This is a genomic window from Staphylococcus cornubiensis, from assembly GCF_900183575.1.
GTDB lineage: Bacteria > Bacillota > Bacilli > Staphylococcales > Staphylococcaceae > Staphylococcus > Staphylococcus cornubiensis.
Window position 1 is genome coordinate 296,435 of sequence record NZ_FXUZ01000001.1, and the last position, 25,172, is coordinate 321,606.

The window sequence follows — 25,172 nt, forward strand, 5'->3', positions numbered from 1 at the left end:
TGATTTTAATAAGTGAAGGAGAAACATCATGATCCCTATTAATAGACGACTGGATAAAGTAAGCGAGTTCGTTCAAGGTGAAGTGCTTGCGGACATCGGTTCCGACCATGCCTTTTTACCTATTTATTGCATTCAAAACGGTACGATTCAACGTGCAATTGCCGGAGAAGTGATTAAAGGACCTTACCAGTCTGCACTTACGAATGTTACGACTCATGGGTATCAACAACAAATTGATGTCCGCTTAGGCAATGGCTTGACGATATTACAACCGACAGACCATGTGGATACTGTCACAATTTGTGGTATGGGAGGTCCGCTCATTACACGTATTTTAACTGAAGGGATTTCTTATATTCCAAATCAGCCAAGACTCGTATTGCAGTCTAACATTCAAAGCGAACCCATTCGTCGTTTTTTACAACAACACGGCTATCGTATTACAACTGAAACACTGGTGAAAGAACGTGCACATATTTATGAAATCATCGTCGCTGATCCAGGGAAGATGCAATTATCAGATAAAGATTTTAAATTCGGACCTTATCTTCATCCAGAACAAAATGCATTGTTTGTAGAAAAATGGGAACGTGAATTAGAGGCATTAGCAGATATTAAACAACAACTCGATCCTGAAAAACATCATCATCGTTATCGTGAAATTGAAACTCAAGAAAACGACATTAAAGAGGTGTTATCACAGTGAAATTAAATGAATTGCTCGGTATTTTAAATCATGAAGTTCCTTTTCATACTGCCGAATCGTGGGATAATGTTGGTTTATTGATTGGAGACAAGCAGTGTGAAGTAAACGGTATTTTAACGGCATTAGACTGTACTTTAGACGTTGTAGAAGAAGCTGTTAACCAAAATATCAACACCATTATTGCACATCATCCATTAATTTTTAAAGGTGTCAAAAATATTACAAAAGATGGCGGATATGGCTCAATTTTATACCGTCTTATTCAAAATAATATTAACCTCATTGCATTACATACGAATCTAGACGTACATCCTAGAGGTGTGAATGCCATGCTCGCAGAAAAAATAGGCTTGAAAAACTATGAACTACTCGATAGACAAGAGGACGCATATTATAAAGTACAAGTGTATATTCCTGCACAAAATGCCAAATCGTTTAAAGATACATTAAACGCACATGGATTGGCCAAAGAAGGCAATTATGAATATTGTTTCTTCAACACTGAAGGTCAGGGTCAATTTAAGCCCGTCCAAGGCGCACAACCACATATCGGTCAAATCGGTGATATTGAAACGGTTGCAGAATTAAAAATTGAATTTATGATTCAAAGTACTCAAATCGCATTTGCACAAGAACTTATTCAAACACATCACCCATACGAAACGCCTGTTTATGATTTTATCCCTATGCAAAAAATGAGTCAGTATGGGCTAGGAATGATAGGTGAATTAGCTGAAGCACAATCAGTCGAAAGTTTTGTACAATCTGTGAAGCAGTCACTTCATATGCCGAGTGTACGTTTTATTGGAAATCGTAACGCCAAAATTAAACGTGTCGCAGTTGTTGGTGGTTCAGGTATTGGTTTTGAAAATCTTGCACACCAACGTGGCGCAGACCTATTTATTACTGGAGATATTAAGCATCATGAAGCGTTAGATGCGAAAACAGCAGGTATCAATCTACTCGATATCAATCATTATAGTGAGTATGTCATGAAAGAAGGGTTAGTCACATTATTAAAAGATTGGTTGGCAGATGAATCGGTCAAAATTCCAATAAAAGCTGCAACCATAAACACAGACCCTTATGATTACATGTAAGCTGTATTAACCAGACTGTACAGTCACATCTGATTTGCTTTTTAAAAATGGTGGTGAGATGTGATGAATAACAAATCCTTTTTTAAACATTCTTAAAAACACGAAAAGAGTAAGCCGCGATAACAGGGCTTACTCTTTTCGTTGATTAAGCATTCTTTATTCCATAATTTTAACAGGTTTTGCTTTTTTAATTTTAGGTAAGATTTTTTCGACTGGCACATGAGATGCTGTCACATGTGTTTCTGGATTCATTGGGTCATAATCTTTTAAGAAATTAATCACTTCTTTAACGATAGGTGTAGGTGTAGAAGCACCTGCTGTGACAGCTACCGTGTCCACATCATTTAACCAGTTCAAGTCAAGTTGTGATAAGTCAGCAATACGATAAGAATTCGTATGTGCAATATCTTTAGACACTTGAGCAAGGCGATTTGAATTATTACTTTTCGGATCACCTACAACGATGAGTAAATCTGCAGCACCTGCTTGATCTGCAACGGCTTCTTGACGTACTTGTGTCGCTTGGCAAATCTCTTTGTGCTGTTCAACATGTGGAAATCGCTCTTGTAAATCATCCATTAAATGCGCGACATCCCATTGTGACATCGTCGTTTGATTCGTCACGATTAAAGGATAGTCATTCAGTGTATCTGGCAATGCTTCAACGTCCTCTTTCGTTTCAACAAGATACACGATATCTGGTGCGACACCAACAGCTCCCTCTGGCTCAGGGTGTCCTTTTTTACCGATATAGACGACATGATAACCTTGTGCTTTTTTATCTCGAATGAGTTGATGTGTATTTTCAACATCAGGACAAGTCGCGTCGATACATGTTAAACCTTTTTCTTTGGCACGTCTTTTAACTTCGGGTGAGACACCATGCGCCGTAAAGATGACTGTCCCTTCATTAATTTGATCTAATATTTCTAAACGATTCGGTCCGTCTAATGTAATAATTCCGTCTGATTCAAAAGCATCTGTCACATGTTTATTATGCACAATCATTCCTAATATATAAATAGGACGTGGTAAGTTTGGATCAAGTGATGCATTACGTGCAATCACCATGGCATCGACCACGCCATAACAATAACCACGTGGGGTAATTTTAATGATTTCCATTCTGTACACGAACCTCCTTTAATAACTTATTATATCAATTACACAGCAGTTTTAAAATTAATACACAACAAGGTATTTGTAAAGTCAAGTACACCAAAAAAATTAAAAACATCTACTTGCTTGTTTTCATTAACCTTAATTTCATTTATAATATAGAGACGAATCTTTAAGGAGGCCAAACCATGGCAAAGCATCCATTTGACCAATTTCGTTTTGATTCAACTTTAATTGAAGCAATAACGGCATTAAATTTTAAACAACCGACAGAAATACAACAGCGTGTTATCCCTAAAATCTTGAAACAAGTCAACCTTATTGGTCAATCTCAAACGGGTACAGGAAAGTCTCATGCTTTTCTTTTACCATTATTTCAACAATTGGATCCTGCTATTCACGAGCCACAATCCATTATTGTAGCCCCAACACGTGAACTTGCAACTCAATTGTATCAAGCAGCTTTACAATTAAGTGAATATAAAACCGGGATTAAAGTCAGTTTGTTTATCGGAGGAACGGATTTTGAAAAAGATAAACAAAAAACGACTGTGCAACCCCAACTCATTATCGGTACACCAACACGTATCAATGATTTAGCTAAAATTGGTGCACTTCACGTTCATTTAGCACATTATTTAGTCATAGATGAAGCTGATTTAATGATTGATCTTGGTTTAATTGAAGAAGTTGACCAAATCGCTGCAAAATTAGACGATGACGCAAAAATGGCTGTATTTAGTGCAACGATTCCAAAATCACTGCATCCATTTTTAAATAAATATTTAGAACATCCAGAATTTGTTGAAGTAAAAAGCGAGTCAAAAAATAAAAAGAGCATCGAGTTTTATTTAATACCGACAAAAGGGACTCAGAAAATCGAAAAAGCAATTTCTTTATTCGATATGTTAAATCCGTATTTAGCGATTATTTTTTGTAATAGTAGAGAAAGTGCAAATCAGCTTGCGGATGAACTGCAACAACAAGGTATTCAAGTGGGGATGATTCACGGCGGATTAACACCTCGAGAGCGTAAACAACAAATGAAACGTATCCGTAACTTAGACTATCAATATGTCATTGCCAGTGACCTTGCTTCTCGTGGCATTGATATTGAAGGGGTCAGTCACGTCATTAACTTTGATGTTCCGAAAGATATTGATTTCTTTACGCATCGTGTCGGTCGTACGGGTAGAGGAAACTATAAAGGGGTAGCCATTACACTTTATACACCAGAAGAAGCGTATTTAATTGAAGCGATTGAAAATAAAGGCTACCATTTTGAAAATGTAGACATTAAAAATGGTGAGTTAAAACCAATTAAAGCACACAATACACGTCAATTGCGTCAAAAGCAGGATGATCACATTACGCAAAAAGTAAAACACAAAGTGAAACGCAATACGAAAAAGAAAGTGAAACCGGGCTATAAAAAGAAATACAAACAAGAGCTCGAACAACTTAAACGTCAAGAAAAGCGTCAATTTAGTCGTATGAAAAAGCGTCAATCTCGAAAAAAATAGTTCATAATAAAGGATAGGATAAATATGTTAATAGGATCACATGTCTCTATGAGCGGTAAGAAAATGTTAGAGGCTTCAGCTGAAGAAGCACATCAATATGGTGCTTCAACATTCATGATTTATACAGGTGCCCCTCAAAACACGCGTCGTAAAGCGATAGAAGACTTGAATATCGAAGCAGGCCATAAAGCGATGGAACGATACAACCTTTCAAATATCGTCGTGCATGCACCTTATATTATTAATATCGCAAATACACAAAAACCTGAAGTGTTCGAGTTAGGTGTTAACTTTTTACAAAATGAAATCGAACGTACTGAAGCGCTCGGAGCAAAAGATATTGTATTGCACCCAGGTGCTCACGTTGGTGCTGGGCCAGAAGTAGGCATAAAACGTATCATCGAGGGATTAAATGAAGTTTTAACGAATCAAAACGATGTCAGAATCGCATTAGAAACAATGGCTGGAAAAGGTTCAGAAATTGGTAGAACTTTTGAAGAAATTGCACAGATTATCGATGGCGTTACAAATAATGACCGATTATCTGTATGTCTTGATACATGCCATATTCACGATGCTGGCTATGATGTTGTAAACGATTTTGATGGCGTTTTAAACGAATTCGATCGTATCATTGGTGTGGACCGTATTAAAGTAGTGCATGTTAACGATAGTAAAAACCCAATTTCAGCACATAAAGATCGTCATGAAAATATTGGTTTCGGACATATCGGTTTTGATGCTTTAAATTATGTCGTACATCATGAACAATTTAAAGACATTCCTAAAATTTTAGAAACACCTTATGTCGGTGAAGATAAGAAAAACAAAAAACCACCTTATCGTTTTGAAATTGAAGCATTTAAAAATGAAACGTTTGATCCAGAAATGAAAAATAAAATTTTAGCACAATCATAATCACAATGAAAAGTAACCGTATCTCAATAGAGGTGCGGTCTTTTTACATTTCTGTATCACGCTCAACATGCTTGTCACTGCAAACTGCTTTTGACCTTTAAACGACCATAAATTGTGGTATAATAATATCGTTCTATCGTAAACATTACTATTTACATTTTCATTGAGTAAAGGTATAGTAATAGATTGAGGTGAAAATATGTCACAACCTGTATTTGAATTAAAAAATATAGATTTCTTTTACGAACAAAAAAAAGTACTCGAAAATATTAATATTCGAATTCATAATGGTCAATTTCTAGCCATTGTTGGACCGAATGGGGCAGGGAAGTCCACGCTGCTCAAATTAATATTAGGTATTTTGCCAATACAAAAAGGTGAGATTTTTATTGACGGTGAATCTTATAATAAAAAATTAACGACTGATAAAATTAGCTATGTATCTCAAAAAGCGTCATCTGTAACTGCGGGGTTTCCTGCGACAGTGAAAGAGGTTGTGTTAAGTGGTCTCACACGAAAGAAGAAACTTTTTAAATGGTTTAGTAAAGAAGATGATCATAAAGTTGATCAGGTGCTAAAGCGATTAAATATTTCAGCGTTAAAGCATAAAAATATTGCTCAACTTTCAGGAGGGCAACAGCAACGTGTATTGATTGCCCGTGCGTTGGTGTCTGATCCGGCTGTACTTGTTTTAGATGAACCGACCAATGGTATCGACGCCAAACATGTCGGTGAATTTTATGAAACGTTGAGCCACCTCAAACAAGAAGGTGTAACCATTATCCTCGTTACACATGATATTGGTGTAGTTGCGGATACGGCTACAGATGTAGCATGTTTAAATAAACATCTTCATTTCCATGGTGCAGTCAGTGAATTTAAATCATTGGATGAAGTTGAAATATCAAAAATTTATGGTCATCCAATTAAATTTGTAGACCATAAGCATGATAGGGATTGTTGTGTATGATTGATGCAATATTGAACTTTGAATTTATTAGATATTCATTTATTAGTGGTATTCTCATTGGATTGATTGCACCACTCATTGGAACATTTATTGTTGTGAGGCGACTCTCACTCATTGCCGATGCATTAAGCCACGTTACTTTAGGTGGTATTTCATTCGGTATGTTTTTAATCACTTTTTCACCTATATTTGCATTTGTGAATCCGATTTGGACAGGGATTTTATTTGCAATTATTGGTGCACTCTTAATTGAATATTTGAGAACGTCATATAAAAATTATCAAGAAATTGCAATACCGATTATTATGAGTACAGGGATTGGTTTAAGTGCCATCTTTATTTCATTAGCAAAAGGGTTTAATCAGGAACTTGTAGGATTATTATTTGGTTCAATTAGTGCAGTATCCATCAGTGATTTAATCACGATTGTAACCATTTCCGTTTTAGTATTACTTTTTATTATGTTGTTTTACAAAGAGTTGTTCATCCTTTCTTTCGATACAGAATATAGCCAAGTGATTGGTATTCCGAAATGGATTCAATTTTTGTTTATCGTCATTGTTGCACTCGTCATTTCTGCATCGATGCGTGTCATTGGTGTATTATTAGTCAGTGCACTCATCACATTACCTGTCGCCATTGCAATGCGTTGGACAAAAGGATTTAAACAATTTATATTAATAAGTATCATTATCGGAGAGTTTTCTGTCATAGTAGGACTTATTACAGCGTTTTATTTAAATATTTCACCTGGTGGTATTATCGTTGTCATATTAGTCATCATGCTAGGTTTGACACTTTTCTATCAGTCCTTTGTTACCGGAAAACTAAAGGGAGTGAAGCGTAATGAAAATGGAAGAAGCCATTCGTATATTGAAAAATAATGGGCATAAATATACAGATAAACGTCGAGATATGATTGAAATGTTTATCAACGAGGATAAATACATTAATGCAAAAACAGTACAGCAACAAATGAATACAAATTATCCAGGTATTTCATTTGATACGATCTATCGTAATCTTCATCTATTTAAAACTTTGGGTATTATTGAGGGAACAGAGTTGGATGGAGAAATGAAATTCCGCGCAGCATGTACATCACATCATCACCATCATTTTATTTGTACTGTTTGTGGTGATACTAAAGTTATCGATTTCTGTCCAATGCCAGAAATTAGAGAATCGTTGCCTAATGTAGATATTGAAATGCACAAGCTAGAAGTATACGGTATGTGTGAAAAATGTAAATAATCAAAAAGCACGCAATGTTCGATTTAAGTTAACATTGCGTGCTTTTTTATGTTTTAGCATAGTGGCATTCGTAACCAATACAAACGCGAGCGATAGTTCAGCAATTTGAAGAGTTACAAACACAAAAGCTCCCCACCAATGTAGGAAGCTTAGTTGTAAATAATATTGATTTAAATGGCGCGAAATGTAAATATTAATTTTGCGCTGCTTCTTGCTTCTTATTTTCTTCCCATTCAGCAGCCAATTTATCAATCTCCATCTTTAACTCATCTACCATTGTTTCTTCAGGTACTTTACGTACTGTTTTACCTTTCATAAACAGCAATCCTTCGCCACGTGCGCCCGCAATACCAATGTCCGCTTCACGTGCTTCACCTGGACCATTAACAGCACAGCCTAATACAGCAACCTTTAATGGAATTTGTAGTTTTTCGATGTATTCTTCAACTTCATTTGCAATTGAAATTAAGTCAATTTCAATACGTCCACAAGTCGGGCATGCAATCAATGTTGCCGCATTACTTGCAAGACCAAATGATTTTAATAATGATTTTGCTACTTTTACTTCCTCAACAGGGTCTGCTGATAAAGAAATACGCATTGTGTTACCAATACCTAAAGATAAAATCGCACCTAAACCTGCTGAAGATTTCACTGTACCATTAAACAATGTACCACTTTCTGTAATACCTAGATGTAATGGATAGTCGAAAGCTTTTGCTGCTTTAGTATAGGCTTCAATAGCTAAATTAACATCACTCGCTTTCATTGAGACGATAATGTCATGGAAATCGAGTTCTTCTAAAATTTTAATATGATGTAAAGCACTTTCAACCATACCATCTGCAGTAGGATAACCATATTTTTTTAAAATGTGCTTTTCAAGTGAGCCCGCGTTTACACCAATACGAATCGGAATACCTTTAGCTTTACATGCTTCTACTACCGCTTCAACTTTTTCACGTCTTCCGATGTTACCTGGATTGATACGAATCTTGTCAGCACCATTTTCAATCGCAATCAATGCGAGTTTATAATTAAAATGAATATCAACTACGAGTGGAATATTAATACGTGCTTTAATATCTTTAATTGCATGTGCGTCCTCCTCATTAGGACAAGCGACACGTACAATTTGACAACCTGCTTCTTCTAATCGCTTAATTTCAGCTACTGTTGCCTCAACATCGTGAGTTTTAGTCGTTGTCATACTTTGAATAACAACTTCATCTGCACCACCAATTGTTAAATCACCAACTTTAACTGGTCGCGTATTTTTACGATGTGTTATTTCAGCCATGTTAGGAACTCCTTTATAAATATTTTTAACTTGAAAATGTACTGCTCAGAGACCATTAATCAACGTTATTTCATATTATACAATATGCGTGCGTGTTTATTCAAAACAATATGATTCAAACACCGCAAAATTTTTCATGATATCGTCATTTTTTCTTTAGTGTTATCAACAATCAGACTAATGACCTATTTTGATTTTGTATGTTTAAAAATGCCATAACTGAGCTATAATAAATAGTGTAAGTCTTTAATTGATTACACAACAAGTACTTTTAAGCAAATTGATTGATTAAAGGTACAAAGTTGATACAATAAATATGGAATCAAATTTAGGAGGATGATTAATTATGGCTTTTGAACTACCAAAATTACCTTATTCTTATGATGCATTAGAACCACATATTGATAAAGAAACTATGGAAATCCATCACAGCAAGCATCATAACACTTACGTAACTAAATTAAATGCTGCTGTTGAAGGTACTGAATTTGAAAATAAATCATTAGAAGATTTAATTGCAAACTTAGACAGCGTACCAGAAAACTTACGTACAGCAGTTCGTAATAATGGTGGCGGTCACTTAAATCACTCTATTTTCTGGCAAATTTTATCACCTAACTCAGAAGAAAAAGGTGAAGTAGTAGATAAAATTAAAGAGCAATGGGGTTCTTTAGACGAATTCAAAAACGAATTTGCAGACAAAGCAGCTGGTCGCTTCGGTTCAGGTTGGGCTTGGCTTGTTGTAAATAACGGTAAATTAGAAATCGTTACAACAGCGAACCAAGATAGTCCTTTAACTGAAGGATTAACACCAATTTTAGCGTTAGACGTTTGGGAACATGCTTATTACCTTAAATTCCAAAACAAACGTCCAGACTACATTGGTACTTTCTGGAAAGTTGTAAACTGGGAAAAAGTTGACGAACTTTACAAAGCTGCAAAATAAATTTTAAGTTTCACCATTAAAGCGTGAAATGAATGATTGAGGCTAGGCAACGCAAAATTGCTTAGTCTCTTTTTTGTGTGATTAAAAATATGTGGTGTTTGACATATGTAATATAAGGATAAGAATTTTATGAAATATCAAAGGTACGTAAGAAATAGACGCTACTGTTCATCTTAAGCCCACTACATATCGTTGATAACCTTGTAATTTTTTTGTTTGATTCATCACAAAACATTAGCAAAAACGATGTATTTCATATATCATTTTAAAGAGAACTATGTGAATAGAGGTCGGTTGTATTGTTAAAACGATTAAAAGAAAAAACGAATGATGAAAAAATGCGTCATCATATGAATAAACGGATTAACTTTATATTTGCAATCATCATTTTTGCGTTTGTCGCGATAGTATTACGGTTAGGTTATTTACAAATCGCTCAAGGTTCACAATATAATCAAATGATTCGTGAAAGTGAAAATGTGACCGTAAATGAATCTGTGCCAAGAGGGCGTATTTTAGACAGAAACGGTAATGTCATTGTTGACAATGCATCTAAAAAATCCATTACATATACGCGTGGTAAAAAAACGACGCAAGAAGAAATTCTAACTACAGCGCAAAAACTGTCAAAATTGATTAAAATGGATACGTCTAAAATTACTGAGCGTGATAAAAAAGACTTTTGGATTCAAAAACATCCAGATGAAGCGAAAGATTTAATGAAAAAAGAACAGCAACTGTATGAAAATGGTGATATTTCACAAGAAGATTATGATCAACAGTTACTCACAAAAATTACTGATAAACAACTCGACACTTTAACCAAAAAAGACTTACAAATATTGGCTATTTATCGCGAAATGATGCAAGGTTCGACTTTAAGTCCAAGAACGATTAAAAAAGATAAAGTGACTGACGAAGAATATGCATCAGTTTCTCAAAAGTTAGCTGATTTACCAGGCATTAATACAGAAATGGACTGGGATAGAAAATATCCATATGGTAACACATTAAGAGGCATTTTAGGTAGTGTATCGACCCCAGAAGAAGGTTTACCGAAAGAACTGACAGACGATTATCTTTCAAAAGGTTATTCACGTAATGACCGGGTAGGTAAAAGTTACCTTGAATTACAATATGAAAATGTACTGCGTGGTAAGAAGAAAGAGATGCGGTATACTACTGATAAATCCGGTGCAATTATCGATTCTGAAGTTGTGAATGAAGGTTCTCGAGGCGACGATTTAGTACTGACTATTGATATTAAACTCCAACAAAAAGCTGAATCATATTTAGAATCACAAATTAAAAAGTTGCGCTCAGAAGGGGCTCAAGATATGGATTCAGCGATGATGGTTGTACAGGATCCGAAAAATGGTGATATTTTAGCCATGGTTGGTAAAAAAATTGCAAAAGATGGGTCTTTAACAGATTACGACATTGGGACATTCACCTCACAATATGCAGTAGGGTCATCTGTAAAAGGGGCCACACTACTCACTGGTTACCAAAATGATGTCATTCACGTTGGCGATCAAATGGTAGACGAACCATTGACATTTAAAGGTGGGTTAACAAAACGTTCATATTTCAACAAAAATGGTCAAAAATTGATTGACGATAAAGAAGCATTAATGCATTCTTCTAACGTATACATGTTTAAGACTGCATTGAAGTTAGCTGGACTTGAATATCAACCACACATGCCACTACCAACAGATGTCACGGTACCTGGTCAAAAATTACGTAAAGGATTGAATCAGGTAGGTCTCGGCGTCAAAACAGGGATTGACTTACCAAATGAAGTAAGTGGTCAAATTGAACCTTTAAAAGATAATCCAGGAAATTACCTTGATTTAGCAATTGGTCAATATGATACGTACTCACCATTACAGCTGTCACAATATGTTTCAACCATTGCAAATAATGGTTATCGCATTCAGCCCCATATCGGGAAAGAGATTCATAAAGCGACAAGTGATGATGAGCTAGGGCCGGTTAAGCATAAAATTAATGGTCGTGTGCTTAATCGAGTGAATAATACACCTGAAGAAATTAAAGAAGTGCAAAAAGGTTTCGACATGGCATTTAATAAGCCACAAGGTACCGGCTATGTGAGTTTTAACAAAACAAAAGTACGCTCAGCAGGTAAAACAGGGACAGCCGAAGTATTCCAAGACGGCGAACCACGTGTTAACTCGACTTATATCGGTTATGCACCTGCTGATGATCCACAATTAGCATTTTCTATCGTTTATACGAACCAACCAGTGCCAGAACCTTGGCTGAATGGTGGAGACTTAGGACGAGATGTCATTAATTATTACTTTGATAAGTAGACAACACAGTTAAGTCACAACAAATAAATATTTCTAATAACATTGAATAAACGGGACTGGGAGATTAAGTTTTCCCAGTCTTTGTTTTTATCGACTTATATCCAAGCATTTCCACACAAACCTTCTAAATACATTCTCTCACTTAAAACTATGCCATCATCATAATCATCTTTTATCAAATAGAATTTAATCCTTCAAAAGATATAGAACAATAAATTAACATAAACTTTACACATCATTCATTCCTGATTAATAAAACATTTGTATCCTTAAATTGTAATCAAATCGAAAGTTAATTCTAGGAGGATGTTTCAATGAAAAAATGGCAAACACTGGGCGGTACACTCATTGGTGCTTCAATCGTTTTAAGTGCATGTGGTGGTGCATCTCAACAAAACGGAAATCAAGGAGATACTAAAAGTTCTAATGTTGAAGGAACAGTAAAAGGGAACGGTTCTTCAACAGTAGCCCCAATCATTGAAAAATTGAACGAAGATTTCTCTTCAAGTCATGATAAAGCAACAGTTGAAAACGTTACATCAGGTACTGGTGACGGTTTCAAACAGTTTATTGCAGGTAAAACAGATTTTTCTAATGCATCACGTCCGATTAAAGATGAAGAAAAATCGCAATTAAAAGACAAAGGGATTGATTATACAGAATTTAAAGTCGCTCGAGATGGCTTAACAATTGCAGTTAATAAGGATAATGATTTCCTTAAAGAGATTACATTAGCTGATTTGAAAAAGATTTATTCAGGAGAGGCTAAAAAGTGGTCTGATGTTAATTCAGATTATCCTGATGAGCCAATTAAAGCTTTTTCACCAGACCAATCACACGGAACATATGATTTCTTTACCGAAGAGGTCATGGATGATGCCGATATTCAAGCAGAGAAAAACCAAAATACGGACGTCATTGTAAAATCTGTACAAGATAACAAAGATGGTATTGGTTTCTTCGCATACAACTTCTATAAAGAAAATGAAGATAGCTTAAAAGCCGTAAAAGTAAAAGATGAGGATGGCAAAGCGGTTGGACCAGATCAAAAAACAATTCAAGATGGCTCTTATCCATTAAGTAGACCATTATTCATCTATGCAAATAATAAAAAATTAAAAGAAAATGATGCATTTGCTGAATTTATGAAATATACATTAGAAGATAAAGGTAAAGCAGCCGAAGCAAAAGGTGTCGATTATGTCGCATTACCTGAAAAAGACTATGATGAGCAACTAAAAAAATTAGAAGAAATCACGGGTAAAGACAAATCATAAAAAATGACGTGAGCACGTTTCTAATTGAATAATGTCATTGAAGTTGAATGTCCAGGGTTGAGTATTGTCGCAATTTGATAATGCTTCAACCCTTTTTAGAAAAGGAGTCATTAAGATGAAATCACAAAATAATATTAGATCGCTTATTCAACAAAAGAGTCATGCAGGCTCATCTCTTAGCGATAAAATTATGCCAATTATTTTAGCGATTATTGCTACGATATCTATCTTAACCACGCTAGGAATTGTTATTACATTACTTACCGAAACAATTACTTTTTTCACACGTGTCCCGCTATCAAAATTTTTCCTTGAGACAGACTGGAACCCTTTTAGTGCCACACCCAAATATGGCATTTGGGCTTTAATTTTAGGAACTTTAAAAATAACGATTATTGCTACGATTTTTGCAGTACCTGTGGGCATAGGCGCAGCGATTTATCTCAGTGAATATGCTTCCAAAAAAACGCGCCAAATCATTAAACCGATTTTAGAAGTATTAGCAGGTATTCCAACGATTGTTTACGGCTTTTTTGCGCTAACGTTAGTGACTCCTGTACTTAGAACGATTTTCCCAAATATCGGAAGCTTTAACGCCATCAGCCCAGGGTTAGTCGTAGGGGTGATGATTATACCAATGATAGCCAGTATGAGTGAGGATGCAATGTCTTCTGTCCCTCAAAAAATTCGTGAGGGTGCACTTGGACTCGGTTCTACTAAGCTAGAAATGGTATTCAAAGTTGTTATTCCTGCAGCTACATCAGGCATTATGGCTTCTATTGTATTAGCCATTTCGCGTGCCATTGGTGAAACGATGATTGTGTCGCTTGCAGCAGGTTCAAGTCCGTCGTTCGACTTATCACTCACACATTCGATACAAACGATGACCGCCTATATCGTGCAAGTGTCACAAGGAGATGCAACGAACGGCTCTGATTTATATTACAGTATCTATGCAGTCGGTTTCACATTGTTTATTTTCACATTGCTTATGAATTTTATATCGCAATGGATTACGAAACGTTTCAGAGAGGAGTATTAATAATGAATTTAGTCGATCAAAAAAGCGTTGAAGCGAAACTCTCTGGTCGTATGACTAAAAATAAAGTATTTAAAACGTTTTTCTTTATTTGTACTTTGTTAGGACTCATCGTGTTGGCCATTCTGATTATTGATATTTTAAGAAAAGGGCTTCCTGTCATGAGTACTGACTTTTTTACAAACTTTTCTTCCTCGTCAGCAAATACAGCTGGCGTGAAAGGTGCATTAATCGGTACGCTTTGGTTAATGGTGACCTTAATTCCTATCGCCTTAGTGTTAGGTGTAGGTAGCGCGATTTATTTAGAAGAATACGCGAAAGATAATGCATTTACTAAATTTATACGTGTTAATATTTCAAATCTTGCTTCCGTGCCTTCAATTGTATATGGACTTTTAGGTGCGACGATTTTTGTAGCTTTACTTAAATTGGGCAATTCGGTCATTGCTGCTGCATTAACATTAGCGTTACTTATTTTACCTGTTATTATCGTTGCCAGCCAAGAAGCCATTCGCGCAGTTCCTAACTCAGTAAAAGAGGCATCATATGGATTAGGTGCTAATAAGTGGCAAACCATTCAACAAGTCGTGTTACCCGCAGCAATCCCTGGTATTGTCACTGGCGTAATCTTAGCCATTTCACGTGCCATTGGAGAAACAGCGCCTTTAGTTGCAATTGGTATACCAACGATTTTATTACGTACACCGAATAGTATTTTAGATTCGTTTCAAACGTTACCATTACAAATTTATGATTGGGCACGAAAACCTGGCATCGATTTTCAGGCATTATCATCTGCAGCCATTATTGTGTTACTTGCCATTTTACTCATATTAAACACAATTGCAGTCATTATTCGAAACAAATATTCTAAAAAGTATTAGTGAAATGAGGGTTAATTTATGACTGAAATACACACATTAGAAAAAGAAACCGCGAAAATCAATCATAAGCAAGAAAGCAATTTACAAAGCCAAACAAATTCAAATCAAGCTATCGTTTATTCAACACAAAACTTAGATTTATGGTATGGTGAACAGCATTCTTTAAAAAATATCAATTTAGACATTTACGAAAAAAATGTCACTGCGATTATCGGGCCATCTGGTTCTGGTAAATCAACATATGTCAAAGCGTTAAATCGCATGGTAGAACTCGTGCCTTCTGTTAAAACGTCCGGCAAAATTTTCTACAGAGATCAAAATATTTTCGATAAACGCTATCCAGTAGAAAAACTGCGTACGCAAGTCGGGATGGTATTCCAACAACCGAATCCATTTCCAAAGTCGATTTATGATAATATCACGTATGGACCACGTATTCATGGGATTAAAGACAAGAAAATTTTAGATGAGATTGTCGAAAAGTCTCTTAAAGGTGCCGCAATTTGGGACGAATTAAAAGATCGTTTAGACCAAAATGCATATGGTCTTTCAGGTGGGCAACAACAACGTGTTTGTATCGCGCGTTGTTTAGCGATTGAACCTGACGTCATCTTAATGGACGAACCGACATCGGCACTTGACCCAATTTCAACATTAAGAGTTGAAGAGCTAGTACAAGACTTAAAGAAAGATTATTCCATTATTATTGTGACGCATAATATGCAACAAGCCGCGCGCGTTTCTGACAAAACCGCCTTTTTCTTAAACGGCTATGTGAATGAATATGATGATACTGATAAGATTTTTTCAAACCCTTCTGACAAACAAACTGAAGACTATATTTCAGGACGTTTCGGTTAATATGACAGTCATTAGAAAGCGTTATGAAGGTCAACTGAATGATTTGCTGAAAGATTTGCGTGTATTAGGGTTACGCACCTACAGTATGATTGAAAAATCGGTACAAGTCTTATCAGATAAAGACGTCACACATGCCCGCGAAATTGTTAAAAGCGACAATAAAATCAATCAAATGGAATATGATATTAATGAAAAAGTCGTCATGCTCATTACACGCCAACAGCCGATTGCTAAAGATTTAAGAATGATGATTGCAACACTTAAAATTGCATCTGAATTTGAACGTATGGGGGATAATGCTGCTAATATCGCTAAAATTCGTACACGTGCGCAAATTACCGACCACTATATTATGACACGGCTTGAAACAATGGGAACTTTAGCGTTGTTAATGCTCAAAGATTTAAATGATGCGACACGTCACAATGATTTAGATCTTGTGAAAGAAATCATCGAAAGAGACGTCGACATTGATGATTTATATAAGCAGATTATTAATACCAGTTATTTAATTGATAACGATCCATTTGTCGCAGGTCAGGCCCATCTCGTTGCACGCTATTTAGAACGCATTGGTGACCATGTGGTGAATATCGCCGAGCATTTATACTACTTTATTACTGGCGAACGCTATGAATCTTATACGAAATAACGCTTCCCAATCCCGTTTGAAAATGGTATGATAATAAAGTCGTATTTTAATGATAGAAGAGGAGGGTTATGATGCGCGTAAACGTTACTTTAGCATGTACAGATTGTGGAGATCGTAACTATATTACGACTAAAAACAAACGTACTAATCCTGAACGTATTGAAATGAAAAAATTCTGTGCACGTGAAAACAAACAAACATTACACCGCGAAACAAAATAATTGTTTCAATCTTGGGCTAGGACATTATGTTCTAGCCATTTTTTATACCCTTTTTGTAAAATATTGTTCTTAAGCTCAAGACGAACTTTCCATGACACAACGATAAATGCACGATATAATAGGTTGAGAAGTGAGGGAGATGCAATGACTAAAAAAGCATTACGTCAAAATATATTACAAAAAATGAAGATGCTTCAAGTTGAACAAAAAGAAAAAGCAGATCATTGGTTATTCGAGCAACTTATCGCACATCCGAAGTACGAACAAGCAAATAGTATTGGCCTTGTGTTATCAATGCCGCATGAAGTTGCCACTGACCCGATTATTAAACACGCTTTAAAAGCAGAGAAAGCCGTTTATGTCCCTACAACTGATTATGAAAACAAAGTTATGGTGTTTCAACAATTCACTACATTTGACCAGTTAGCGACAGATGACAAGGGCATTCGCTATATCCAAGCAGAAAGCCCAATTAACAATGACTTAGATTTAGTCATTGTACCTGGTGTTGTATTTAATCAAGAAGGTTATCGTATCGGATATGGTGGCGGTTATTTTGATCGTTACTTGTCAGAATATCAACCTACCAATTTAAGTCTCGTCTATGATATACAACTTAATGAAATCTTAAGCATCGAACCGCATGACTATCCTGTGTCAGAACTCATTATTGCAAAAACATAAAAGATTGGAGGCAAGACATGTTTGAAGAAAAACATTTATGGCAAACAAGCTTTCTGTGGATGCGGTATTTAAAGTATGACTGTATTCATTATGAAAAAGATAAAAATGAAGTATGGCTTGCACATGCGAAACGTCAACACGTCGTTATTTTTAAGCAAGGCACCTTTACCACGCAAGAACTTGATTTTGATAAAGATCGGATTGTCGAACATCAGCAACAAATTGCAGAATACTTGGGCTATGATATTCAACGTTACGACGTCTACGTGTTAACTGATAAATCTTTTAACACAGTGAATTTTAACGTTCACGAACCGCTTCAAGTCCAATTTCATAGCATTAATCATTTTAAAGCGTTACGCAATATGACGACGCATCCAATCGTCAAAAGAAAATTAGGTCAAAAAGACTCGAAACCATTAAAAGAGTACCAAAAGCGGGTACTTAATCAAAATATCGTCGAAAAAGCAATGTATCGTTTCACACCGATTACATATGCACTCGTTGCAATCAATGTTTTAATTTGGAGCATCGTGACATGGTTTACACCCCACCATACAGATTATGAAATTATTAACTTAGGTGCATTAGCTCATTTTAATGTCGTCCATGGGGAATGGTACCGACTGATTACATCGATGTTTTTACATATCGAATTCCAACATTTGTTATTAAATATGTTATCACTCTTTATATTTGGTAAACTTCTAGAGGCGTTTATTGGGCCTTTTAAAATGTTAGGTACATATTTATTAGCAGGCATTATCGGTAACCTCATTTCACTTGCCTTTATTACGACAAGCTTTTCATTAGGGGCGAGTGGGGCTATTTTCGGCTTAATGGGTGGCTTAGTTGCACTTATGATGATTAGCCAACGCTTTGATAAAAAAGTGATATTACAAATGGTGATTGCAGTTGTCGTAATGGCAAGCTTGACACTCCTCATTCAAAACGTCAATGTTGTTGCGCATTTGGGTGGTTTACTTGGTGGCGTACTCGTTGTGTATTTAGGTTATTTTTTCGAGAAAAAGCGTCTTTATTTTTATATTCTACTTGGCATTTCAATTGTATTATTGATTTTACTATGCGTTAAAATTTTCATGACGTCAGATTCAAACATTTACAATCAAATTATTCAAAAAGAAATGCATGACGGGCAATATAGCGAAGCCAAAGATATGATTAAACAAACTTATCAAAATGGATATGCAGATGATGTGACTTATTACTTATCAGGTATTATTATTGCTACACAGGACTCTAAAGCTGAAGCAATGGCAGAATGGGAGCGAGGCTTAAAATATTTTCCAAACTCTGCAACGTTAAATTACCATATGGCCATTGCCAATCGCTCACTAGGAGATGATAAACAAGCCAAATCTTATATTCAGAAGGCGATTAAAGCAAGCCCGAGCAATCAAGATTTTCAGAATTTGAAAAAAGAACTGGATGATTAGTATGCAAACAAAACTGAATACTTTTTATGATGTACTTCAATTATTAAAAAAATTTGGCTTTATTATTTATTTCGATAACAAAGATGATATGCTAGAGATGATTGAACAAGAAATTCAAACATTATATCGGCATGAATTAATAACTAGAGACGAATTTGTCCAATCTAAATTATTAATTAATCAAAGAAGGATGAATAGAGGATGAACAAAAACTTAATTTTAGCTGCAGATATTGGTGGCACAACATGTAAACTAGGCATCTTTGATCATGCATTGACACAATTATCAAAGTGGTCAATCGAAACTGATATCTCAGATCCAACAGGTCAAGTATTACTCAAACAAATATATGATGCATTTGTCGATGAAATGGAACGTAACAGCTTTGATATGGACCAGGTCATTGGAATGGGTATTGGTGTTCCAGGTCCCGTTAAATTTGAATCTGGTGTTGTAAATGGTGCAGTCAACTTAAATTGGCCACAGCCCGTTAACGTTTCAGAAATCATGCAACAATTTGTATCATTTCCAGTGTATGTAGACAACGATGCAAATGTGGCTGCACTTGGTGAAAAACATAATGGTGCAGGTAAAGATGCAGATGACGTCGTTGCGATTACACTTGGCACTGGCTTAGGTGGAGGCATCATCGCTAATGGTGAAATTGTCCACGGTCATAATGGGTCAGGTGCTGAACTCGGACATTTTCGTGTCGATCACGATCAACGCTTTAAATGTAATTGTGGTAAATCAGGTTGTATCGAAACTGTGGCTTCTGCGACAGGTGTGATGAATTTAGTTCATTTCTACTATCCGAAGCTTACTTTCAAATCTTCAATTTTACCGCTTATTAAAGAAAATAAAGTGACAGCAAAGGCCGTGTTCGATGCAGCAAAAGCTGGCGATCAATTCTGTATTTTCATCACAGAACGTGTTGCGCAATATGTTGCTTATCTTGCAAGTATCGTTAGTGTAACGACCAACCCTAAATACATTATTTTAGGTGGCGGTATGTCTGATGCTGGTGATATTTTAATTGAAAACATTAAAACAGAATACTACCACCTTGCATTTACACCATCACAACAAGGGACTGAAATTGTACGTGCAGAACTTGGCAATGATGCAGGTATTGTAGGTGCAGCAGGACTCATCAAAACATATATTATTGAAAAGGAGCGTATTTAAATGGCTATTGTTGATGTAGTAGTGATTCCAGTTGGAACAGAAGGACCAAGTGTCAGCCAATATATTGCTGAAATTCAAACAAAATTAGAGGAATACAAGCAAGAAGGTAAAATCGACTATCAACTGACGCCGATGAATACATTAATTGAAGGTGACTTAAAAGATTTATTTGAAGTCATTCAAGCCATTCACGAATTACCGTTCAATAAAGGGCTCGATCGTGTATGTACAAACATTCGAATTGACGACCGTCGCGATAAAGAACGTAAAATGAATGATAAATTAGAATCTGTCAAAAAACATTTGAAATAATGAGGGTATCTTATGAATATTTCTTATCTTACTTTAGGATTTGTAAGCACAAACACTTACTTTGTGGAAAATGATACAGAGATGATTTTGATTGATCCTGCTGGTGGTATCGACAAAATTACGGATAAAATCAAACAATCCGGCAAGAAACTGATCGCGATTTTATTAACACATGCACATTTTGATCATATCGCTGCATTAGATGATGTACTCAAAGTATATGATGTGCCTGTTTATATGCATCATGAGGAATTCTCATTTTTAACGGACCCTCAAAAAAATGGTTCAGCAAAATTTAAAGATTACGGTCTTCCTATTATTACAAGCCAAGCAGAACCACATGCACTTGATGAAGGTGCACATCAAATCGGTCAGTTCAACATCGAAGCATTGCATACACCCGGTCATTCGCCAGGCAGTTTAACTTATGTATTTGATGCATTTGCTGTAGTAGGTGACACGTTGTTTAACAATGGTATTGGTCGAACAGATTTATATAAAGGCGACTATGAAACACTGGTCGATTCTATTAAGGATAAATTGTTTAACTTAGACGAACAGTTGCCATTATATCCAGGCCACGGTCCATCTACAACAGTTGAAGCTGAATATATGAATCCGTTTTTAGACGGGCAAGGTTAAATGATAATAGCAGAAGAAAATTATAGTTTACATTTTCTTCTGCTATTTTTACGTGTAAGCCTACAATTTCATTCAAAGACCACACATACACAAATTTTTTCAAAACATAACAAGTAATTTCCTCACCTCCTGCGTGTATATATGCAAGAGGTGATTTTTATGCAATTACTATTAGACCATGTCATACAATTTGCACTTCAAAATGAGGCGTCGGACATTCACTTTATCCCTTCACAATCACAAGTCGAAGTTAAACTTAGAGTCAAAGATCAACTTGTATTATATGACACACTCAATATAGACACATATCAGAAATTGTTAACGTTATTGAAATATCAAGCAGGATTAGATATTTCAACACGTCACAAAGCACAAAGTGGCCGCTACATTTATGAACATAAAGAGTTATATTACTTAAGAGTATCCACATTACCTTTAAATCTAGGGACTGAAAGTTGTGTTATTCGTATCACACCCCAATATTTCCAAAATGCGAAAGCACACAGTGTATTAGACATCAAATCAAATATGGAAAAAAAGCAAGGTCTGATTTTGTTTAGCGGTCCCACTGGTGCAGGGAAAAGCACTTTAATGTATCAAATGGTCGTTTACGCGAAACAGAAGTTAAACCTTAATATTATCACGATAGAAGATCCGGTCGAGCAGCTCGTCAACGGCATCACCCAAATCTCTGTTAATGAAAAGGCTGATATCACATATGGTTCTTCGTTAAAAGCAATACTCCGTTGTGACCCTGACGTTATCCTTATTGGTGAAATTAGAGACAGTCACATTGCAAGAGATGTGATTCAAGCGAGTTTAAGTGGACATTTAGTATTATCCACGATTCATGCTAATGACTGTCAAGGCGTACTCTTAAGACTCATAGAAATGGGGCTTTCACATCAAGATTTATCTCAGTCGATCAACCTCATCATTAATCAAAGACTAATTACAACAAAAACTAATCATCGACAACTCGTCTATGAAACGATGGATCAACAAGAGATTCAATACTTTCTTAACAATAACTTTCAACTCCCAACTGCTTTTACAAGTCTTTCTGATAAACTTCAACTTCTTAATAAAGAGGGCGTTATAGATGAGAAAATTTTACGAAAATATACGACTTAAACGTACGTTAAGACAATTGAATGCACAACACTTACTTATTATGGAGCGCCTCTATCAGTTATTATTACATGGCTTTACTTTTGCTGAAGCGATGCTGTTTATATATGAACAACTGAATATTCGACATCTTGCATTTGAAAATCAACTCATCGAAAAATTGAAAGGAGGCGCAAACTGTTACGATATTTTTCGTATGTTTGGTTACCCTGAAACCATTTTAATGCAGCTTTATTTTGCAGAACGCTATGGCTCACTACCTGAAACGTTGAAATTATGTCATCAATTTTATTGCAAAAACCGAAAGTTAAAACAGCAACTCATCAAAACGATTCAATATCCTATCGTTCTCATTTTAATTTTTCTAGCACTTATTGTGACTTTAAACCAAACTGTCATGCAACAATTTGACCAAATGTATGAAACGATGCAATTGAAGCAATCCACATTACAATATGTGGTGAAATTATTTATTCAAAACTTTCCAGTCGCCTTTTTAGTTACACTTCTTGTCATTATGGCAACTTTTTACATTGTCAAATTACGCTTGAAACAACTACCTATCCATCGCCAAGTCCACTTTTTAATCCATCTTCCAATATTCAAAAAGTATTATAAATTATTTACAACATACCATATGACAAATCAATTTGTATTGTTTTTTAGAAACGGCATTACTTTAAATGACGTTGTCAGAATTTATTTGACCCAGGAAGCGAATCTATTTTTACAGTATGTCGGACAGACACTGAAAGAACATCTTCAACGAGGAGAATCTTTTTCACATATACTCATTCAATTGAACTGTTTCGAACCGCAATTGATTACGTATATCAAACAAGGTGAAAAACGAGATAAATTGGATGTTGAGTTAGAAGTGTATAGCACCTTTCTGTTAGACCGTATAGAGGCATTTATTCAACAACATATTAAATGGATACAGCCAATTATGTTCGCTTTCATCGGTATTCTAGTGTTATCTGTCTATTTGATTATGATGCTACCCGTTTTTGAAATGATGCAATCCATTAAAGAATAGGAGTGTTTGATAATGATCCAATTACTTAAATCGAAATTCAACCACAAGAAAGGTTTTACATTAATAGAAATGCTACTTGTCCTTTTAATTATTAGCGTGCTACTCATCTTAATTATCCCTAATATTGCGAAACAATCTGATCATATTCAAAAAACAGGTTGTGCCGCGCAATTAAAAATGGTCGATAGTCAAATTGAAGCATATGCCTTAAAGTTTAACCATAAGCCAACTTCAATAGATGATTTAGTGCGTGAAGGTTATATTAAAGAAAGTCAAAAAACGTGTAAATCAGGTGAAGATATATCTATCAGAGATGGCGAAGCAGTTGCGTCGTGATGGCTTTACACTGATTGAAATGTTATTCGTATTGACCATTATTTCTGTATGCATTTCTTTATCAATGGCGCATCCACAATTGAACTTACTTCAAAATACAACACGTTACGAAATCAAAAAACTCACGAGTGAAATCGACTATTATCAAGCATATGCGATTAAGAGTCGTGCCCCTGTATTGCTCGTGTTTCGTCCTAACCGTAACGATATCAAAGTTGAAACCGTTCAACCACATCGAACGTCTTATATTCAACTTCATCCACTTCAATTAAAAGCAACTTCCAATCTCCATGCCATTGTATTTGATAAAGAAGGTAAAGCGAATCAATTTGGGACATTACGCTTCGAACATAAAAACCATTCTTTTTCTCTTATTTTCCATATCGAGCAAGGGAGGTACCGTATATCTTATCAAAAATAACACAACTTAAAGCAACATCAGGATTTATTTTTTTAGAAAGTCTCTTTGCGATGTTTCTTCTTAGTATTATCGTTGCACAACTCATCCCCATGACAAATCAAATGATTCAAACTTATCATGAAACGGTTGAAGATTTAAACTTAAAACGTACATTGTTTGAAGTCATTAAGCGTGACATTCCAAAGAAGAAGTTGACGGTGTCTCAATATGAAATTATTCCATCAGAACAACAACTTTGTATACAAAATCATCAAACAGAACAAAAATATTGTTACCGAAAAACAAGGCTTCACTCTGATTGAAAGCCTGGTTGCACTACTCATTCAAATGACCATTATATTACTCATACCTCTCGTTATTTTCACTTTAGGACAATTAAAAAGTACATTATTTGAAGACCGTACATATGATATTGAGCTGATGATTAAAGACATGTCCCACTCATTAAATGGAGATGATGTTAAAGACCGTATTATTAGAAGAAGAGAGCTAGAGATACAAGGCAAATATACAACGATTAATTACAAACTTTTAAACAAAAAAATCATTAAAACGGTCGGCCATAGAGGGAACATTACGATGTGCAATGATGTACTGGACGTCCATTATGAAATTCTCAATCATCATTTAATCTTAATGAAAATAAAGTATCAAGAAGGAGCAACTATACATGAAAAAGAGATTGTACTGTAAAGGTGGCTTTACGTTACCACTATTATTTATCATTTTATCCGCATATTTTACATTTATCTCTTTTTATTTACTGATTTATAGTCTAAAATTACAAACTATAGATGCGCTGGCAGATGACTACGAGTATCAAATAGCGCGAATTATCGACAAAGGTGCGTAA

Annotated in this window: 30 protein-coding genes; 28 read left to right on the top strand and 2 right to left on the bottom strand. The window is 35.4% G+C overall.

The annotated features are described in order from the left end of the window. Positions 1-28 precede the first annotated feature (28 nt). A complete protein-coding gene (locus CCE82_RS01545) occupies positions 29-706 on the top strand; it encodes a tRNA (adenine(22)-N(1))-methyltransferase (protein ID WP_086427675.1) in 678 nt (225 codons plus the stop codon). Beyond that, a complete protein-coding gene (locus tag CCE82_RS01550) occupies positions 703-1,806 on the top strand; it encodes a Nif3-like dinuclear metal center hexameric protein (RefSeq protein ID WP_086427676.1) in 1,104 nt (367 codons plus the stop codon). Before CCE82_RS01545 ends, CCE82_RS01550 begins: the two co-directional genes overlap by 4 nt. Before the next feature lie 156 nt (positions 1,807-1,962). On the opposite strand, the gene CCE82_RS01555 is transcribed toward CCE82_RS01550, so the two are convergent. After that, the gene (locus tag CCE82_RS01555) at positions 1,963-2,931 is read right to left on the bottom strand and encodes a 4-hydroxy-3-methylbut-2-enyl diphosphate reductase (protein ID WP_086427677.1); all 969 of its coding nucleotides are present in this window, start codon (positions 2,929-2,931) and stop codon (positions 1,963-1,965) included. Between the two features lie 182 nt (positions 2,932-3,113). Here CCE82_RS01555 and CCE82_RS01560 point away from each other — a divergent pair, with 182 nt between their 5' ends. The 5 genes from CCE82_RS01560 to CCE82_RS01580 all read left to right on the top strand — a co-directional run bounded on the left by CCE82_RS01560 (position 3,114) and on the right by CCE82_RS01580 (position 7,590). After that, positions 3,114-4,448, top strand: coding sequence for a DEAD/DEAH box helicase (locus tag CCE82_RS01560; protein WP_086427678.1), 1,335 nt, complete (start codon positions 3,114-3,116; stop codon positions 4,446-4,448). Between the two features lie 24 nt (positions 4,449-4,472). After that, positions 4,473-5,366: a deoxyribonuclease IV gene (locus CCE82_RS01565; RefSeq protein ID WP_086427679.1), complete on the top strand. Its 894-nt coding sequence runs from the start codon at positions 4,473-4,475 to the stop codon at positions 5,364-5,366. 199 nt (positions 5,367-5,565) lie between these two features. Further along, positions 5,566-6,336 carry a metal ABC transporter ATP-binding protein gene (locus CCE82_RS01570; protein ID WP_086427680.1) on the top strand — a complete coding sequence of 257 codons (771 nt, stop codon included), beginning with the start codon at positions 5,566-5,568 and terminating at the stop codon, positions 6,334-6,336. Continuing rightward, positions 6,333-7,220 carry a metal ABC transporter permease gene (locus CCE82_RS01575; protein ID WP_086427681.1) on the top strand — a complete coding sequence of 296 codons (888 nt, stop codon included), beginning with the start codon at positions 6,333-6,335 and terminating at the stop codon, positions 7,218-7,220. The genes CCE82_RS01570 and CCE82_RS01575 overlap by 4 nt, the downstream gene beginning before the upstream one ends. Beyond that, complete coding sequence (locus CCE82_RS01580; RefSeq protein WP_086427682.1) at positions 7,183-7,590, top strand: Fur family transcriptional regulator; 408 nt, start codon at positions 7,183-7,185, stop codon at positions 7,588-7,590. The genes CCE82_RS01575 and CCE82_RS01580 overlap by 38 nt, the downstream gene beginning before the upstream one ends. Positions 7,591-7,783: 193 nt before the next feature. Here CCE82_RS01580 and ispG read toward each other — a convergent pair whose 3' ends face one another. Next, positions 7,784-8,890 (bottom strand): flavodoxin-dependent (E)-4-hydroxy-3-methylbut-2-enyl-diphosphate synthase, encoded by a 1,107-nt coding sequence (gene ispG, locus CCE82_RS01585; RefSeq protein WP_086427683.1) that lies wholly within the window; start codon positions 8,888-8,890, stop codon positions 7,784-7,786. A 346-nt stretch (positions 8,891-9,236) separates the two neighbouring features. Here ispG and CCE82_RS01590 point away from each other — a divergent pair, with 346 nt between their 5' ends. The 21 genes from CCE82_RS01590 to CCE82_RS01690 all read left to right on the top strand — a co-directional run bounded on the left by CCE82_RS01590 (position 9,237) and on the right by CCE82_RS01690 (position 25,172). Then, on the top strand, positions 9,237-9,836 hold the full coding sequence (locus CCE82_RS01590) for a superoxide dismutase (protein WP_086427684.1): 600 nt from the start codon (positions 9,237-9,239) through the stop codon (positions 9,834-9,836). Positions 9,837-10,135: 299 nt separating this feature from the next. Next, positions 10,136-12,175, top strand: coding sequence for a peptidoglycan D,D-transpeptidase FtsI family protein (locus CCE82_RS01595; protein WP_086427685.1), 2,040 nt, complete (start codon positions 10,136-10,138; stop codon positions 12,173-12,175). Between the two features lie 314 nt (positions 12,176-12,489). Then, positions 12,490-13,452, top strand: coding sequence for a PstS family phosphate ABC transporter substrate-binding protein (locus CCE82_RS01600; RefSeq protein WP_086427686.1), 963 nt, complete (start codon positions 12,490-12,492; stop codon positions 13,450-13,452). A gap of 115 nt (positions 13,453-13,567) precedes the next feature. Beyond that, entirely contained in the window at positions 13,568-14,494 is a 927-nt protein-coding gene (gene pstC, locus CCE82_RS01605) for a phosphate ABC transporter permease subunit PstC (RefSeq protein ID WP_086427687.1), read from the top strand. A gap of 2 nt (positions 14,495-14,496) precedes the next feature. Continuing rightward, entirely contained in the window at positions 14,497-15,375 is an 879-nt protein-coding gene (pstA, locus tag CCE82_RS01610) for a phosphate ABC transporter permease PstA (RefSeq protein ID WP_086427688.1), read from the top strand. An 18-nt stretch (positions 15,376-15,393) separates the two neighbouring features. Continuing rightward, a complete protein-coding gene (pstB, locus tag CCE82_RS01615; protein ID WP_086427689.1) occupies positions 15,394-16,236 on the top strand; it encodes a phosphate ABC transporter ATP-binding protein PstB in 843 nt (280 codons plus the stop codon). Between the two features lies 1 nt (position 16,237). After that, positions 16,238-16,888, top strand: a complete 651-nt coding sequence (gene phoU, locus CCE82_RS01620; protein ID WP_086427690.1) for a phosphate signaling complex protein PhoU — start codon at positions 16,238-16,240, stop codon at positions 16,886-16,888. A 71-nt stretch (positions 16,889-16,959) separates the two neighbouring features. Next, positions 16,960-17,109, top strand: a complete 150-nt coding sequence (gene rpmG / locus CCE82_RS01625) for a 50S ribosomal protein L33 (protein ID WP_014613813.1) — start codon at positions 16,960-16,962, stop codon at positions 17,107-17,109. Positions 17,110-17,253: 144 nt separating this feature from the next. Continuing rightward, positions 17,254-17,793, top strand: a complete 540-nt coding sequence (locus CCE82_RS01630) for a 5-formyltetrahydrofolate cyclo-ligase (RefSeq protein ID WP_086427691.1) — start codon at positions 17,254-17,256, stop codon at positions 17,791-17,793. A 17-nt stretch (positions 17,794-17,810) separates the two neighbouring features. Next, the gene (locus CCE82_RS01635) at positions 17,811-19,250 is read left to right on the top strand and encodes a rhomboid family protein (protein WP_086427692.1); all 1,440 of its coding nucleotides are present in this window, start codon (positions 17,811-17,813) and stop codon (positions 19,248-19,250) included. A gap of 1 nt (position 19,251) precedes the next feature. Further along, entirely contained in the window at positions 19,252-19,455 is a 204-nt protein-coding gene (locus tag CCE82_RS01640; protein ID WP_086427693.1) for a YqgQ family protein, read from the top strand. After that, positions 19,452-20,438 (top strand): ROK family glucokinase, encoded by a 987-nt coding sequence (locus CCE82_RS01645; RefSeq protein ID WP_086427694.1) that lies wholly within the window; start codon positions 19,452-19,454, stop codon positions 20,436-20,438. Before CCE82_RS01640 ends, CCE82_RS01645 begins: the two co-directional genes overlap by 4 nt. Then, positions 20,439-20,750: an MTH1187 family thiamine-binding protein gene (locus tag CCE82_RS01650; RefSeq protein WP_086427695.1), complete on the top strand. Its 312-nt coding sequence runs from the start codon at positions 20,439-20,441 to the stop codon at positions 20,748-20,750. Between the two features lie 12 nt (positions 20,751-20,762). After that, entirely contained in the window at positions 20,763-21,392 is a 630-nt protein-coding gene (locus tag CCE82_RS01655; RefSeq protein WP_086427696.1) for an MBL fold metallo-hydrolase, read from the top strand. 159 nt (positions 21,393-21,551) lie between these two features. Continuing rightward, complete coding sequence (gene comGA, locus CCE82_RS01660; protein WP_086427697.1) at positions 21,552-22,526, top strand: competence type IV pilus ATPase ComGA; 975 nt, start codon at positions 21,552-21,554, stop codon at positions 22,524-22,526. Next, positions 22,495-23,562, top strand: coding sequence for a competence type IV pilus assembly protein ComGB (gene comGB, locus CCE82_RS01665; RefSeq protein WP_086427698.1), 1,068 nt, complete (start codon positions 22,495-22,497; stop codon positions 23,560-23,562). The genes comGA and comGB overlap by 32 nt, the downstream gene beginning before the upstream one ends. Before the next feature lie 12 nt (positions 23,563-23,574). Further along, the gene (comGC, locus tag CCE82_RS01670) at positions 23,575-23,898 is read left to right on the top strand and encodes a competence type IV pilus major pilin ComGC (protein ID WP_086427699.1); all 324 of its coding nucleotides are present in this window, start codon (positions 23,575-23,577) and stop codon (positions 23,896-23,898) included. After that, positions 23,855-24,319, top strand: a complete 465-nt coding sequence (gene comGD, locus CCE82_RS01675) for a competence type IV pilus minor pilin ComGD (protein WP_240507143.1) — start codon at positions 23,855-23,857, stop codon at positions 24,317-24,319. The genes comGC and comGD overlap by 44 nt, the downstream gene beginning before the upstream one ends. A gap of 50 nt (positions 24,320-24,369) precedes the next feature. Continuing rightward, entirely contained in the window at positions 24,370-24,621 is a 252-nt protein-coding gene (locus CCE82_RS13310; RefSeq protein ID WP_276205629.1) for a hypothetical protein, read from the top strand. Further along, the gene (locus CCE82_RS01685; RefSeq protein WP_119184397.1) at positions 24,527-25,012 is read left to right on the top strand and encodes a prepilin-type N-terminal cleavage/methylation domain-containing protein; all 486 of its coding nucleotides are present in this window, start codon (positions 24,527-24,529) and stop codon (positions 25,010-25,012) included. Before CCE82_RS13310 ends, CCE82_RS01685 begins: the two co-directional genes overlap by 95 nt. Further along, entirely contained in the window at positions 24,990-25,172 is a 183-nt protein-coding gene (locus CCE82_RS01690) for a hypothetical protein (protein ID WP_086427702.1), read from the top strand. The genes CCE82_RS01685 and CCE82_RS01690 overlap by 23 nt, the downstream gene beginning before the upstream one ends.

Bases quoted from the DNA above. Each gene is read 5' to 3' on its own strand.
- CCE82_RS01545 (WP_086427675.1), top strand. From the start codon at position 29: ATGATCCCTATTAATAGACGACTGGATAAAGTAAGCGAGTTCGTTCAA.
- CCE82_RS01555 (WP_086427677.1), bottom strand. From the start codon at position 2,931: ATGGAAATCATTAAAATTACCCCACGTGGTTATTGTTATGGCGTGGTC.
- CCE82_RS01560 (WP_086427678.1), top strand. From the start codon at position 3,114: ATGGCAAAGCATCCATTTGACCAATTTCGTTTTGATTCAACTTTAATT.
- CCE82_RS01565 (WP_086427679.1), top strand. From the start codon at position 4,473: ATGTTAATAGGATCACATGTCTCTATGAGCGGTAAGAAAATGTTAGAG.
- CCE82_RS01570 (WP_086427680.1), top strand. From the start codon at position 5,566: ATGTCACAACCTGTATTTGAATTAAAAAATATAGATTTCTTTTACGAA.
- CCE82_RS01575 (WP_086427681.1), top strand. From the start codon at position 6,333: ATGATTGATGCAATATTGAACTTTGAATTTATTAGATATTCATTTATT.
- CCE82_RS01580 (WP_086427682.1), top strand. From the start codon at position 7,183: ATGAAAATGGAAGAAGCCATTCGTATATTGAAAAATAATGGGCATAAA.
- ispG (WP_086427683.1), bottom strand. From the start codon at position 8,890: ATGGCTGAAATAACACATCGTAAAAATACGCGACCAGTTAAAGTTGGT.
- CCE82_RS01590 (WP_086427684.1), top strand. From the start codon at position 9,237: ATGGCTTTTGAACTACCAAAATTACCTTATTCTTATGATGCATTAGAA.
- CCE82_RS01600 (WP_086427686.1), top strand. From the start codon at position 12,490: ATGAAAAAATGGCAAACACTGGGCGGTACACTCATTGGTGCTTCAATC.
- pstC (WP_086427687.1), top strand. From the start codon at position 13,568: ATGAAATCACAAAATAATATTAGATCGCTTATTCAACAAAAGAGTCAT.
- pstA (WP_086427688.1), top strand. From the start codon at position 14,497: ATGAATTTAGTCGATCAAAAAAGCGTTGAAGCGAAACTCTCTGGTCGT.
- pstB (WP_086427689.1), top strand. From the start codon at position 15,394: ATGACTGAAATACACACATTAGAAAAAGAAACCGCGAAAATCAATCAT.
- phoU (WP_086427690.1), top strand. From the start codon at position 16,238: ATGACAGTCATTAGAAAGCGTTATGAAGGTCAACTGAATGATTTGCTG.
- rpmG (WP_014613813.1), top strand. From the start codon at position 16,960: ATGCGCGTAAACGTTACTTTAGCATGTACAGATTGTGGAGATCGTAAC.
- CCE82_RS01630 (WP_086427691.1), top strand. From the start codon at position 17,254: ATGACTAAAAAAGCATTACGTCAAAATATATTACAAAAAATGAAGATG.
- CCE82_RS01635 (WP_086427692.1), top strand. From the start codon at position 17,811: ATGTTTGAAGAAAAACATTTATGGCAAACAAGCTTTCTGTGGATGCGG.
- CCE82_RS01640 (WP_086427693.1), top strand. From the start codon at position 19,252: ATGCAAACAAAACTGAATACTTTTTATGATGTACTTCAATTATTAAAA.
- CCE82_RS01645 (WP_086427694.1), top strand. From the start codon at position 19,452: ATGAACAAAAACTTAATTTTAGCTGCAGATATTGGTGGCACAACATGT.
- CCE82_RS01650 (WP_086427695.1), top strand. From the start codon at position 20,439: ATGGCTATTGTTGATGTAGTAGTGATTCCAGTTGGAACAGAAGGACCA.
- CCE82_RS01655 (WP_086427696.1), top strand. From the start codon at position 20,763: ATGAATATTTCTTATCTTACTTTAGGATTTGTAAGCACAAACACTTAC.
- comGA (WP_086427697.1), top strand. From the start codon at position 21,552: ATGCAATTACTATTAGACCATGTCATACAATTTGCACTTCAAAATGAG.
- comGB (WP_086427698.1), top strand. From the start codon at position 22,495: ATGAGAAAATTTTACGAAAATATACGACTTAAACGTACGTTAAGACAA.
- comGC (WP_086427699.1), top strand. From the start codon at position 23,575: ATGATCCAATTACTTAAATCGAAATTCAACCACAAGAAAGGTTTTACA.
- CCE82_RS13310 (WP_276205629.1), top strand. From the start codon at position 24,370: ATGTTTCTTCTTAGTATTATCGTTGCACAACTCATCCCCATGACAAAT.
- CCE82_RS01685 (WP_119184397.1), top strand. From the start codon at position 24,527: ATGAAATTATTCCATCAGAACAACAACTTTGTATACAAAATCATCAAA.
- CCE82_RS01690 (WP_086427702.1), top strand. From the start codon at position 24,990: ATGAAAAAGAGATTGTACTGTAAAGGTGGCTTTACGTTACCACTATTA.